9 protein-coding genes are annotated in these 13,331 nt (G+C 44.4%); 1 reads left to right on the top strand and 8 read right to left on the bottom strand.

Annotated elements, in window-relative coordinates; genetic code table 11:
• The 3 genes from D2U88_RS14145 to D2U88_RS14155 all read right to left on the bottom strand — a co-directional run bounded on the left by D2U88_RS14145 (nt 1) and on the right by D2U88_RS14155 (nt 4,831).
• Nucleotides 1-1,335: a M28 family metallopeptidase gene (locus D2U88_RS14145; RefSeq protein WP_119641198.1), complete on the bottom strand. Its 1,335-nt coding sequence runs from the start codon at nt 1,333-1,335 to the stop codon at nt 1-3.
• Nucleotides 1,336-1,439: 104 nt separating this feature from the next.
• Nucleotides 1,440-2,624 (bottom strand): nuclear transport factor 2 family protein, encoded by a 1,185-nt coding sequence (locus D2U88_RS14150; RefSeq protein WP_119641199.1) that lies wholly within the window; start codon nt 2,622-2,624, stop codon nt 1,440-1,442.
• Nucleotides 2,621-4,831: a bifunctional alpha,alpha-trehalose-phosphate synthase (UDP-forming)/trehalose-phosphatase gene (locus tag D2U88_RS14155; protein WP_119641200.1), complete on the bottom strand. Its 2,211-nt coding sequence runs from the start codon at nt 4,829-4,831 to the stop codon at nt 2,621-2,623. Before D2U88_RS14155 ends, D2U88_RS14150 begins: the two co-directional genes overlap by 4 nt.
• A gap of 103 nt (nt 4,832-4,934) precedes the next feature.
• Between D2U88_RS14155 and D2U88_RS14160 the strand changes: the two genes are divergently transcribed.
• The gene (locus tag D2U88_RS14160) at nt 4,935-6,734 is read left to right on the top strand and encodes a glycoside hydrolase family 15 protein (protein ID WP_119641201.1); all 1,800 of its coding nucleotides are present in this window, start codon (nt 4,935-4,937) and stop codon (nt 6,732-6,734) included.
• Between the two features lie 66 nt (nt 6,735-6,800).
• Here the strand turns inward: D2U88_RS14160 and D2U88_RS14165 are convergent, their stop codons facing one another.
• From D2U88_RS14165 to D2U88_RS14185, 5 genes are all read right to left on the bottom strand, one after another.
• Complete coding sequence (locus D2U88_RS14165; RefSeq protein ID WP_119641202.1) at nt 6,801-8,606, bottom strand: acyl-CoA dehydrogenase family protein; 1,806 nt, start codon at nt 8,604-8,606, stop codon at nt 6,801-6,803.
• A gap of 43 nt (nt 8,607-8,649) precedes the next feature.
• A complete protein-coding gene (locus D2U88_RS14170) occupies nt 8,650-8,985 on the bottom strand; it encodes a four helix bundle protein (RefSeq protein ID WP_235855796.1) in 336 nt (111 codons plus the stop codon).
• A gap of 54 nt (nt 8,986-9,039) precedes the next feature.
• Complete coding sequence (locus D2U88_RS14175) at nt 9,040-10,230, bottom strand: acetyl-CoA C-acyltransferase (protein WP_119641204.1); 1,191 nt, start codon at nt 10,228-10,230, stop codon at nt 9,040-9,042.
• Nucleotides 10,231-10,316: 86 nt separating this feature from the next.
• Nucleotides 10,317-12,722, bottom strand: coding sequence for a 3-hydroxyacyl-CoA dehydrogenase/enoyl-CoA hydratase family protein (locus D2U88_RS14180; protein ID WP_119641205.1), 2,406 nt, complete (start codon nt 12,720-12,722; stop codon nt 10,317-10,319).
• Nucleotides 12,723-12,737: 15 nt separating this feature from the next.
• Entirely contained in the window at nt 12,738-13,187 is a 450-nt protein-coding gene (locus D2U88_RS14185; protein WP_119641206.1) for a MarR family winged helix-turn-helix transcriptional regulator, read from the bottom strand.
• Nucleotides 13,188-13,331: the final 144 nt, after the last annotated feature.

The raw sequence follows: 13,331 nt of genomic DNA on the forward strand, positions 1-13,331 counted from the left end.
CTATCTAAATACTTTATTTGGGAAAACCACGGGGCTTTCGTGTCCGTCCTTTCCAACTGCAGCTACCCCGAAGAAAAAGTTGTCCAGCACAATGCCTTCCAAAACAAATTCGGTCACATCACCCACATATCGGGCATTGTCCCAAGTCGGGGAAGTGGTGTCCCTCCAATAAATTTTATAACCAACGGCACCCTCTACTTTGCTCCATCGGAGTTTAGCATTGGGTTCCACAATACCTCCTATTTCCACAGTGGTGGGGGCAGGGGGAGCCCAAGCAATGGATGCCAAATTGATAGCGTTGACCGCGGTCAGTTTTTTGGCATATCCAAAGTTCACGTGCTCCAACTTGTCGCCATATGCAATGCCATCTTCCACACGGATATCCTGATGTTGTTGCGTGTAATTTTCATGGGCTTCCATAATTCGGATTCCCGCAAATCCTGCATCATTAAAAGGTCTATGGTGACCTCCTCGGCCAAAACGGTCCAATCGGTAGATCATCATAGGATTCATCTCGGGCATATAGGTTTTGGTCGTTGTGTAAACGTATCGTGCCAATTGACGAGAAATGCCATCCACTTCACCACCGTAAAAGCGACGGGCATTACGTTGTTGTTCAGTTTCGGTTGGGGGTACAGGTTCTGAAAAAATGCGGAAATCGCGGTTACTCACCACGCCATCTACTCCTGTGATGTTCCCGATCATGTCATTGTTGAGGATGCCCACAATGTCCCATCCTTGTTCCTTGGCATATTCGGCCAATCCTTTTCCGCCATAAAGTCCTTGCTCTTCACCGGAAAGTCCAACGTAAATAATGCTACTTTCAAATTTATATTTGGAAAGCACCCTGGCAGCTTCAATGGTCCCGGCCATGCCACTGGCATTGTCGTTTGCACCGGGAGAATCGGAAGTAAAATTAGCGGGATCGCTGACCCGTGAATCGATATCGCCACTCATGATGATGTAACGGTTGGGGTACTTGGTGCCTTTTTGCATTGCAACCACATTTACCACCCAAACATCATGCACGATCCGGGCATTATCTCCTTTTGGCACTAGGTTTTTTTGATAGAACACATCCAAGCAGTCACTACACTCCGAAGAGATTTTTTCAAACTCCGATTTGATCCATCGGCGGGCCGCACCTATACCACGGGTTTGTGAAATGGTGTCGCTCAAAGTATGTCTGGTACCGAAATTCACCAACTTGGTCACATCCTTTTCAATCCGTTCCGCGGAAACGTTATTGATGATGTCATAAATGCGAAGATCGGTTTGGGAATAAAGCATCGGGACGCTCATAAGAGCAACCAAAAGCACGGAAAACTTTTTCATGTTAGTAAGGTTTTGTTTCTGAAAAGCTCGATAGATACAAGAGCAGAATTTCTTTTGATTAATTGAGGTTTGGTTTTGATCTGATGAAAGTAGAAAAAAAGAGATCAACGTAAAAATGTAACTTTTACAATTTTGCCATTTGCCACTTCATAAATGGCCACCGCAGAGAATGTGGAGCCATTTGCAGTCACCGATTCCTCGTCAATGACCTTGTTGCCCATTACGATCCTATTTTTTATGGTACAGTGCAGATCTGGGGTATTTTCAAAAAAACTGCCATACTGTGTTTCCATAGCATTTTTGCCTTCAGAAAAAAGTTGGTTGGGAAAATTATACAACTTGACATTTTCGGAATACGTATCCAAAAAGGCATCAATGTCCCTTGCGTTGTAGGCATCCAATTGTTTTTGTACAATTTTGGCTGGAGAATCCTCTGCCACAAAGGCCAATCGTGTTTTGCTTGGATTTATGGCAATACGTGAAATTTTGTTGATTTCTTCTTGATCAAAGGTCATCAGGGGTTCCCAGTTCACACCATTCTTGACGTTAAAGGTCAAAAGTGATTTTTCATGACCTGTGATGATTATATTTTCGTTCAACCAGCAGATATCCTCTTCATTTTCAAAAGTTTTGGCAATGCTGTTTGTGGCGCCAGAGACGGGGTCCATGGATTTGATTTCCCATTGCTTTTTACTTTTATCGATATAGCTGATACGATTGGTGCCAGGTATTTTGTGTAACGACCGTCCCACATTTTTTTGAACTGTGTAATGGCTATTATCCTTTAGATTGATGACCACCAGATCCATCCGGTTTTCTACCAATACTGTAGCGACCAACAGTTCTTTATTCACCCAAACATGGTACCCGATCTTTAGATTGGTGATTGGGGTAGATTCGCCAGTTTTCAGGTCGTAATCGTAAAGTCGCTGAAGACCATCCAAATCCAATCGAATGGCAGAAAAGGCATTTTTACCAGGAATTTTCAACGGGGAATATTCACTGCCCGTTGGGGTATTGGTCAACCATTTGTAGGTACTCCCCTCGTTGATGTTCAATCGTCTTACATCCGTTTGGTCATCCCTTGTGGAGGCAAAAAGCACCGTGTCATCGTCCCAAAAGGACGGCTGGTTGTCATACCCATCGTTATTGGAAATGTTCTTTGGGTTGGATAATAACGGCACGCCATTTTGGAATGACAGATCAAAAAGATATACCTCAGTGTTAGGCTGGGCACTTAGGAGAGTAGCCCCTAACAAGCTGGCGATGAAGACAATTCTGGAAATCATGGTTTGGCAAACCGTGTTAAAAGTTCCCGTACCCTTCTTGTATTTTCCACATGGTATCTGGCATGAGTCTTTTTAAGGCCCACCTTTACCGTTATGGCCGATTCGGGTAATTCTTGGAACATAAACTCATCGGTCCAGTCGTCCCCTATGGCAAAGACGAAATCGTAATCATCTTCGCTCATCATCCGAGTGGCGGCGCGCCCCTTGTTTACATTACTGCTCTTGATTTCCATGACCTTGTTTCCGTTCAAAACACTAATGTCGTCATTTCCGATTAAACTTCTCAACACTGTGTTAAGCTCGGTGGCGCGTTTTTCACCAAAATCAGGGTCGGTGTTCCGATAGTGCCAGGCCAAGGAATAGTTTTTCTCTTCAATAAAGGATCCAGGGGTCCGGTCCACAAAGGATTCCAATACGGGCCGGATCTTGGCCATCCATTCTCCTTTTACCTGTTCCAGCATCTTAAATTCATGTCCCTCCTTGGAAATCCAAACCCCGTGTTCCACGATCATGTTGTACTTTTTGGGAAGGAACCAACGTCCAAAGGTTTGCTTGTCACGCCCACTGATCAGAAACAGGGTGGTATTCTCTTGGTTCTGGAGTTCGTCCAACAATTCATAGAGTTCTTCATCAGGGGAGGCTTTTTGGGGATCCTTGTGAAATCCTACCAGAGTACCATCATAATCCAAGAACAACAACCGTTTTTTCGATTTTGAATATTCAGTCTCAATATTGTTCAAAATATCCTTCGACATTTTCTCTGAAATAAAGGCTTTGCTCACATCCCTTTTTTCGTTCAATGCACGCATGAATTCCTTGGCCCATACTTCCACGTTATAGCGTTCCAGCCGATTTTGCAGAAATTCATTCCTGGATATTTGTTCTTCTACTGGCATGTTCAATGCTCTTTTCAAAGTATCGGCCTGTTCCTCAAAATTGTTGGGGTTGATCAAAAGGGCTTCGTTCATTTCGTAGGCCGATCCTGCCATCTCGCTTAGGATAAGGACACCGGTTTTATCGGTTCTGGTAGCGATATATTCCTTGGCAACCAAGTTCATACCATCCCGAAGCGGGGTCAACCAGGCAATGTCGCTTGAAGTATACAGGTCGATGAGGTTATCAAAAGGTAAAGAGCGGTAAAAATACCAAATGGGGGTCCAATTTACTGTGGATAACTCCCCATTGATGCGTCCGACCAATTCATCAATTTCTTTTTTTAGCAACTGGTATTGGGGCACATTGGAACGTGAAGGGACGGCCAATATGATCAACCGGACTTTTTCCTTGTATTCGGGGTACTTGTTCAAAAAATATTCAAAGGCATTGATGCGCTTAGCGATGCCCTTACTATAATCCAATCGGTCTATTGAAAGGATAAGCTTGGTATCGGGTGCGGAGGCCTTGTGGCTATCCAATCGCATTTGCAGATCACTGCGTTCACCTTCACTTTTTGAGGAATGAAGGATGGCCGCGTCCTTGAATTTTTTATAATCGATTCCCATTGGAAAGGAATCCACCTTGATTACCCGATTATCCAAATAAATCTCATTGAAGCTTACATCGAGCCCCAACAGCCTTCTCACGGAGCTCAAAAAATGCCGTTCATAGTCATAGGTGTGGAAGCCGATCAGATCGGAGCCCAACAAGCCCTCCAATATCTCTTCACGCCAGGGTAGGGTCCTGAAGATTTCATACGATGGAAAAGGGATATGCAAAAAGAAGCCGATAGTAGTATCGGGTCTTTTTTCCCGGACCATTTGTGGCACGAGCATCAATTGGTAGTCGTGTACCCAAATGGTGTCATCCTCATCTGACTTCTCGATGATGGCGTCCGCAAATTTTTGGTTCACTGCTTTGTAGGTGTTCCAAAAATCAAGTTCAAATTCGGAATATTCCAAAAAATAGTGGAACAAGGGCCATACCGTTCTGTTGCTAAAACCAAAGTAAAAACCATCGATTTCCCCTGCATTCAATTTTACCTTGGCACAGCCATTTTTGGCCAGTGCCTTGTCGATATCATCTTCAAGCTCGGGAGGTGTTTCCTCATCTGTAAGTCCGGACCAACCGATCCATAGGCTTTCGCTACCACTGTGCACCGATTTCATTCCTGTGGCCAATCCTCCCACACTTGGTATAGCATTGATGGTTCCATTGCTAATTTGTAATTGTACGGGTAATCGGTTTGAGATAATGATAGTTTTGCCCATAAAAGGATGGTTTTTGTCTGTTTTTAGTTTTTTGTTTCTTTAAATTTCGGGAAATTCGACCGCAAAACCAATTTGTTCTAACCCTTTTGAGAATATTTGAACTATGGACAACCTGAATTATGGAATTATCGGTAATTGTCGAAGTGCTGCCTTGATCTCCAAGGAAGGTTCCTTGGATTGGTGTTGCCTACCTGAATTTGATTCCACTTCTATTTTTGCCAAGTTATTGGATGAGAAAAAGGGAGGCAGTTTCGAGATCATTCCCCAGGGAGAATGCACGATCCATCAGGAATATTTTCAGAACACGGCCATATTGGTGACCCGTTTCACCCAAGGGGATGATGTTTTTGAAGTGCACGACTTTATGCCAAGGCACCACAAGATGAACGGAAAGTATATGGCGCCTCCAGAGATCATCCGGTTTGTGAAACACATTTCCGGGAAGCCCAAAGTGGTTGTAAAATATGATCCGAAGTTGGAATATGCCATGGGCGAGACCAAGCATTTCATCAAAAAGGATTTTATTGCCAGCATCACCCATGAAATGAAGTATGATACCCTGTTCCTATACACTTCTATCCATAAGCAAAGTATATTGGATGGCAAGGTGATTACTCTGGAAGGTGATGAGTATTTCCTGATTTGCTACCACGAAAAAATTCTGAGACCGACCACGGAAAAAATGGCCTTAGAGCTTGAGAGGACCAAGGTATATTGGTTGGATTGGGTGGACAAGACCCCGACCTACAAAAAATTCAACAACGAAATTATCAGAAGCGCCATTACGCTTAAAATGCTCACTTATGATAAAACAGGAGCAGTGCTGGCTGCAGCGACCACTTCCTTACCCGAGACTATAGGTGAGGTTAGAAACTGGGATTATCGTTTTTGTTGGATTCGGGATGCCTCCATGGTGATAAAAGTGGTATCGGAACTGGGCCACAAGAATTCGGCCAAACGCTTTCTTCAGTTTATCATTGACCTGATGCCCGATAAGGATGAGAAGTTGCAGATCATGTATGGCATCAACAAAGAGAAAAATCTGACCGAGATTTCATTGGACCATTTGGAGGGCTATCAAGGTTCCAAACCTGTACGGATAGGGAATGCGGCCTATATGCAAAAACAAAATGATATCTATGGCATTTTGATGGATGTGATCTACGAACAGATTCGATCTTTCAGTAATGACATTGAGAACGTTGAAGAACTCTGGAGCATTACCAAGGGCATAGTCTGGATCGTAGGCAACCACTGGCAAGAGCCTGACAAAGGCATTTGGGAGTTTAGGGGCGAGGATAGACATTTCACGTTCTCCAAGGTACTGTGCTGGGTGGCCTTGGATAGGGCCATCAAAGTGGCCAAAATGTTCGGGAAGACCCACAAGATTGAAAAATGGACCGGACTGGAACAGCAGATTAAGGAGGATATCCATAAAAACGCCTGGAACCCTGATATCAATGCTTTTGTACAATCCTATGGATCGCGGCATTTGGATGCATCGGTTTTGTTGATGGAGTCCTACGGTTTCATCCATGCGAGGGATCCCAAATTTGTCAATACCGTTAAAGCGATTGAGGAAGGCCTTAGTAACGATGGCCTTTTGTATCGATACAAAAACGAGGATGATTTTGGATTACCTTCTTCATCCTTTACCATTTGTACTTTTTGGTTCATCAACAGTTTGTTCAAAATTGGGGAAGAGGAAAAAGCCCTTGAACATTTTGAACGTTTATTGGGGTACAGCAACCATTTGGGATTGTTCAGCGAGGACATCGATTTTAAGACCAAAAGATTGTTGGGGAACATGCCGCAAGCGTATTCCCATTTGGCTTTGATCGAATGTGCCATCAATTTCTCTAGGAAAGAGAGTGATGAACAGATTTTAGAGTCCATCAGCTAAATAAAAAACGCCCCAATTTGGGGCGTTTTTCAAATCCTATGGGTTTTCATCCCAGCAAAATTTGAATTAGTCAAAGGTATACCCGTTATCAGCTGCAACTTTATCCGCGATTTGCGTGCGAAGGGCCACAACATTGGGTTGGTTCGTATACTTGGTGAAGCGTTTCAATCCCATCAACATCATGCGTTGTTCATCACCTTCGGCAAAGGAAACCACAGCTTCCTTGGCTTTTTGTTGGATGATGTCCACAGCCCGGTATAAATACAGCTTGGACATGGCAATTTGGGTTGCTTGGGCCTCTTCACCAAAGCGTTTTGCGTTTTTCTCGGTACGGAGAATGGCCGATTCGGCCATATATACTTGGATCAAGATATCCGAAGCGGCCATCAACAGCATTTGATGTTCCTCCAAGTCTGGGCCAAATTTTTGTACGGCACTACCGGCCACCATCAGGAATACTTTTTTCAAACGTGCAATCATGTCCTTTTCTTCAGCAAAAAGAGCTGAAAAATCGGGCGTGTCGAAAGAAGGGATTCCCATCAATTCTTCACCTACTGCAGTAGCAGGGCCTAAAAGGTCCACATGGCCTTTCATGGCTTTTTTCACCAACATGCCCACACACAGCATACGGTTGATCTCGTTGGTTCCTTCGTAAATTCTGGAAATACGGGCGTCCCTCCACGCTGATTCCATTGGGGTATCGGCACTAAAGCCCATTCCTCCAAAAACCTGAATGCCTTCATCCGTGGTGTGCTGTACGTGTTCGGAAACGGCTACCTTCAAGATGGAACACTCGATTGCATATTCCTCCACACCCTTAAGTTCCGCTTCTTGGTGGGTATTACCGCTTGCTTCGCGAAGTGCAATGCGATCTTCAATATTTTTGGCGGCACGGTAACAGGCTGATTCATCCACATAAACATTGGTGGACATATCGGCTATCTTCGCCTTGATGGCCCCGAAGTTTATGATCGGTGTCTTGAACTGGATACGCTCGTTGGCATATTTGGTGGCCTCGTTCACAATACGACGTTGGGCTTCCAAACAGGCCGCAGCCAATTTGATCCTACCAATATTGAGGGCATTCATGGCTATTTTGAAACCATTTCCCCTTTCGGAAAGCATGTTTTCCACGGGAACCTTGGTCTCATTAAAGAACACCTGACGGGTAGAGGAGGAGTGGATGCCCAACTTTTTCTCTTCATCACCTAAGGTGATACCATTGCTCGGGTCGTTCTCCACAATAAAACCGGTGATGTTCTTATCATCCTCGATACGTGCGAACACAATAAACATGTTGCAGAACCCAGCATTGGAGATCCACATTTTTTGCCCTGTGATGCTGTAGAATTTACCATCCGCAGAAAGTACGGCCTTGGTTTTTCCGGAGTTGGCATCAGAACCAGCACCTGGCTCTGTTAAGCAATAGGCGCCGAACCATTCGCCAGTGGCCAATTTGGGCACATATTTTTGTTTTTGCTCTTCGGTACCGTATAGGGTAATCGGCATGGTACCAATCCCGGTGTGTGCTCCGAATGCGGTACTAAAAGATCCTGTGGCCCCAGAGATATAGTCGCACACCAACATGGTGGATACGAATCCCATTCCCATACCGCCATAAGCTTCAGGAACGGCAACGCTTAAAAGTCCCAGTTCCCCAGCCTTTTTCATACACTCTTCGGTGTAGGCGTAGTCTTTTTTCTCAAATCGTTCCCAATGTGCCCAAAGCTCCCGGTCTACAAATTCCTTGGTGCTTTCGCGCATCATTTTTTGTTCTTCGTTGAGGTCTTCCAAGGTGAACACATCTTCGCAGTTGGTCTCCTTGACCAAAAATTGACCTCCTCTCAATATGTCTTTTTCTGTTGTTTCCATAGTTGCTGTTTAGATTAATAGAATCAAGAATCAAGAGCCAAGACTAGGTGTCAAGATTGAGTTGAAAACTTGAAATCATTTTTTGTACTTGTTTTATTTTATGTTCTAATTTTTCAAAAATTTCCTTTGAGATGTATTGCTCATTCAATGCGATAATCAATTGGGTCTCCCATTCAAAGGCAGAGCCTAAACTAGTTTCAAGATAGTTCCGAAAGTGCTTATCGGAACTTTTGCTGGAACCTTCAGCAATATTTGATGGAATTGAGATTGCACACCTATTCATCTGACTTGCCAACCCAAACTTTTCAAAATCAGGGAAGTTCCTAGTAATTTTATAAGATTCTGAAACCAAGTCCATGCTCTCTTTCCAAATTTTCATTTTCTTGAAATTATGCATGTTTGTCTTGATTCTTTGTTCCCACTGTCTTGGTTCTTAGGACAAGAATTCATAGATGCCTGCGGCACCTTGACCTGTACCAACGCACATGGTCACCATGCCGTATTTGCCTTTCATGCTGCGTTTCCGCATTTCATCAAAGAGTTGTACGGAAAGTTTGGCCCCGGTGCAACCCAGAGGGTGCCCCAAAGCAATGGCTCCTCCGTTAACGTTCACAATATCTTGGTCAAGCCCAAGCTCACGGATTACAGCCAAGGATTGTGAGGCAAAGGCTTCGTTCAATTCGATCAAATCGATGTCGCTTTGTTGCATCCCGGCTTGTTTCAAGGCTTTCGGAATGGCTTTCACTGGTCCAATACCCATGATACGTGGTTCCACACCGGCTGCGGCATAGTTGACCAAGCGAGCAATGGGTTCCAGGTTGAGTTCCTTGACCATTTCTTCGCTCATGACCATCACAAAAGCGGCTCCATCACTCATTTGGGATGAGTTCCCTGCGGTAACGCTTCCATTTGCAGCAAAAACGGGTCTCAATTTGTTGAGGGTTGCAATGTTCGTGTCTGCTCTTGGTCCTTCGTCTTTGTTGACGGTATAGGTAGTGGTCTCTTTTTTACCTGCGGCATTCACAAAGGTATGCTCTACCTCAATCGGTACGATTTGGTCTTGAAAACGGTCCTCAGCTTGAGCTTTTAGAGCTTTCATGTGGGAATTGTAGGCAAAAATATCCTGGTCTTCCCGTGAAACGTTGAATTGCTTGGCCACTGCTTCCGCGGTAAGGCCCATTCCCCAGTAATAGTCTTCATGACCTTCTTTGGCCGTGGCATAATCGGGGGTTGGTTTATAGCCTCCCATGGGGATGTAGCTCATGCTTTCCGCACCGCCGGCAATGATACAATCTGCCATTCCCGATTGGATTTTTGCGGTTGCAATACCAATAGTCTCCAGTCCTGAAGCGCAGTATCTGTTTACCGTTACTCCAGGCACGTCCTCAATGTTAAGTCCCATCAGAGAAATCAGTCTGGCCATGTTGAGCCCTTGTTCGGCTTCTGGCATGGCGTTTCCGACAATGACGTCATCAATTCGTTTTTTGTCCAGTTGTGGGAGTTCCTTCATCATATATTCAATGGTCTCGGCGGCCAGTTCATCGGGTCGCTTGAACCTGAACAAACCTCTCGGGGCCTTGCCCACGGCTGTTCTGTATGCTTTTACTATATATGCTGTTTTCATTTCTTTTTGGATTCTTTGATTTTTGGATTGCTGAATAGTCAGATATGTCTGTTCGAATAATCGAACGATCTAATGATCCAGATCATCTAATTCCTGAGGGGTTTTCCGGTTTTCAACATATGTTGGATACGCTCCAAGGTCTTTCTTTCGGTACAAAGTGAAAGAAATGCCTCTCGTTCCAGATCCAACAGGTATTGTTCTGTCACAAACGAAGGTTCGGACAGGTCTCCACCGGCCATCACATAGGCCAATTTATCGGCAATTTTCTTGTCGTGTTCAGAAATGTAGTGACCGGCTTCCATGGAATCGGTTCCTACCAAGAACATACCCAAAGCTTGCTTGCCCAACACTTTTACATCTTTGCGTTTGACCGGTTTGGTGTATCCTGCTTCGGCCATCAACTTGGCATGTGCTTTGGCGGTTGCTATTTGACGGTCCTTGTTGACCACAACCACATCCTTACCTTTTTGAAGGACACCCAAATCATAAGCTTCATATGCAGAAGTGGATACTTTGGCCATACCGATGGTCAAGAAATACTCTTGCAATACGTTTAGTTCCACATCATTCTTACGGAAGGTGTCAGAGGCCCTCAAGGCCATTTCCTTGGAACCACCTCCACCTGGAATCACCCCTACACCAAATTCCACTAATCCGATATAGGTTTCGGCAGCAGCCACCACTTTATCAGCGTGCATGGAAAGTTCACAACCACCACCCAAGGTCATCCCGTGGGGTGCGGACACCGTAGGGATGGAAGAGTATCGCATCCGCATCATAGTATCCTGAAAGTATTTTATGGCCATGTTGAGTTCGTCGTATTCTTGCTCCACAGCCATCATAAAGATCATACCGATATTGGCCCCCACGGAGAAATTGGCTCCTTGGTTACCGATGACCAATCCCTGAAAATCCTTTTCAGCGAGGTCCACAGCTTTATTCAATCCGGCCAATACATCACCACCAATGGTGTTCATCTTGGACTGGAACTCGCAGTTGAGGATTCCATCACCCAAATCTTCAATCACTACGCCGCTGTTCTTGAACACTTCGTTGGATTTACGAATATTGTCCAGAATGATGAAGGCATCCTGTCCTGGAACTTTCTCCATGGACTTCTTGGAGATGTCATAGAAATAGGTGGCACCATCTTTTACGGTGTAGAAGGAATTGATTCCTGTAGCCTTCATATCAGCGACCCAAGCGGCCGCTTCGAAACCTTCGGCCTTGATGAGTTCCAGACCTTTTTCCAGCCCAACGGCGTCCCAAATTTGGAAGGGACCATGTTCCCAGCCGAAACCGGCCTTCATGGCATCATCTATTTTATAGAGTTCATCCGAAATTTCTGGAATCCTGTGCGTTACGTAAGCGAAAAGAGCCCCGAAACTCTTTCTGTAAAACTCCCCGGCTTTGTCTTTTCCATTTACCAAGACAGGAAAACGGTCGATGACCTTGTCAATGGTTTTGGTGAGTTCCAAAGTGGCGAATTTTGCGCTTTTTTTGGAACGATAATCCATGGTGTCCAAGTCAAGGGTAAGAATTTCACTCTTACCATCGCTTCCGGTCACTTTTTTATAGAAACCTTGTCCTGTTTTGCTGCCCAACCATTTGTTTTCCATCATGGTTTTGATGAAATCGGGAAGTTGGAAGAGTTCGTGGCGTTCGTCATCTGTACAGTTTTCACTGATTCCGTTGGCCACATGAACCAAAGTATCCAACCCCACAACATCAACAGTTCTGAAAGTGGCAGATTTTGGCCTCCCGATGACGGGTCCGGTAAGCTTGTCCACTTCTTCCACAGTCATGCCAAGGTCTTTTATGGCATGGAAAAGACTTTGGATGCTGAAAATCCCGATTCGGTTCCCGATAAAGGCAGGAGTATCTTTGGCTACCACAGAGGTCTTGCCCAAGAATTGCTCCCCATAACCGTTCAAAAAGTCCAAAACTTCCTGTGAAGTTTTCGGACCAGGAATGATTTCAAAAAGTTTTAAATATCTCGCAGGATTGAAAAAGTGCGTTCCGCAGAAATGTTTTTGAAAATCTTCACTTCTCCCTTCACTCATAAAATGAATTGGGATACCTGAAGTGTTGGAGGTAATCAATGTCCCAGGGGTCCTGTGTTTGTCCAGATTTTCAAAAACTTGTTTTTTAATGTCCAACCGTTCCACGACCACCTCAATGATCCAGTCCACTTGAGAAACCGTGGCAATGTCATCTTCCAAGTTTCCTGTAGTAATTCGGTCAGCAAATTTTTGGTGATAGATAGGGGAGGGTTTGGACTTGAGGGCGGCAGCCAAAGAATCGTTCACCAAACGGTTACGGACCACTTTATCTGCCAAGGTAAGCCCTTTTGCCTTTTCCTTGTCGTTGGGTTCACGCGGAACAATATCCAATAACAATACCTCGACCCCGATATTGGCAAAATGGCAGGCAATGCCACTTCCCATGATTCCGGAACCGATTACGGCAACTTTGTTTATACGCCTTTTCATGTGCGGGTTTGTAAATTAATTATTAGTTGTTTTTATATAGATTTTCTTATCCGTGATAAGTTTGTTGATGATATCTATGGTCTTAAAAAAACCATTCAAATCCTGTTCGGAAACATGCTCTTTGACCACTTCATTGAATCTAAGAACTACATCTTTGGATGCTTCCCTTTTTTCAAGCCCCAATGCAGTAAGATAGATCAGTACTCCTCTTCCATCATTAGGGTTGGGTCTACGTTCAATATAACCCCGTTCTTCAATGGTCTTCAATATTCTTGACAAACTCGTAGCTTCCATGCCCATTTTAGGTCCTAGGGTAGTACTTGGCGTACCTCCTTTTGGATCAATGCTGAGCAAGGTAAAACCTATGGCCATGGTTAGCCCATAGTTTTTGGCCTCTTCATTGTACATCTTGCTCACCGCTTGCCATGTAGCTCTCAGAGCATAGTCAATGGTCAAATCTTTCATAGAACCGGTTTGGTGTTCTCAAATATATAAAAATTTATTATGCATGCATAATAAATTATGGTTAAGGGGAAGATAAATTTTGTTCTACGGAAGGAAAGTGATGCAGGGAAGTAATGGTGTTTGGATTCTTCACTTTGTTCAGAA

This window comes from Flagellimonas aequoris, assembly GCF_003584165.1.
GTDB lineage: Bacteria > Bacteroidota > Bacteroidia > Flavobacteriales > Flavobacteriaceae > Flagellimonas > Flagellimonas aequoris.

Coding starts and splice junctions, on each gene's coding strand:
- D2U88_RS14145 (WP_119641198.1), bottom strand. CDS start 1,335: ATGAAAAAGTTTTCCGTGCTTTTGGTTGCTCTTATGAGCGTCCCGATG.
- D2U88_RS14150 (WP_119641199.1), bottom strand. CDS start 2,624: ATGATTTCCAGAATTGTCTTCATCGCCAGCTTGTTAGGGGCTACTCTC.
- D2U88_RS14155 (WP_119641200.1), bottom strand. CDS start 4,831: ATGGGCAAAACTATCATTATCTCAAACCGATTACCCGTACAATTACAA.
- D2U88_RS14160 (WP_119641201.1), top strand. CDS start 4,935: ATGGACAACCTGAATTATGGAATTATCGGTAATTGTCGAAGTGCTGCC.
- D2U88_RS14165 (WP_119641202.1), bottom strand. CDS start 8,606: ATGGAAACAACAGAAAAAGACATATTGAGAGGAGGTCAATTTTTGGTC.
- D2U88_RS14170 (WP_235855796.1), bottom strand. CDS start 8,985: ATGAAAATTTGGAAAGAGAGCATGGACTTGGTTTCAGAATCTTATAAA.
- D2U88_RS14175 (WP_119641204.1), bottom strand. CDS start 10,230: ATGAAAACAGCATATATAGTAAAAGCATACAGAACAGCCGTGGGCAAG.
- D2U88_RS14180 (WP_119641205.1), bottom strand. CDS start 12,722: ATGAAAAGGCGTATAAACAAAGTTGCCGTAATCGGTTCCGGAATCATG.
- D2U88_RS14185 (WP_119641206.1), bottom strand. CDS start 13,187: ATGAAAGATTTGACCATTGACTATGCTCTGAGAGCTACATGGCAAGCG.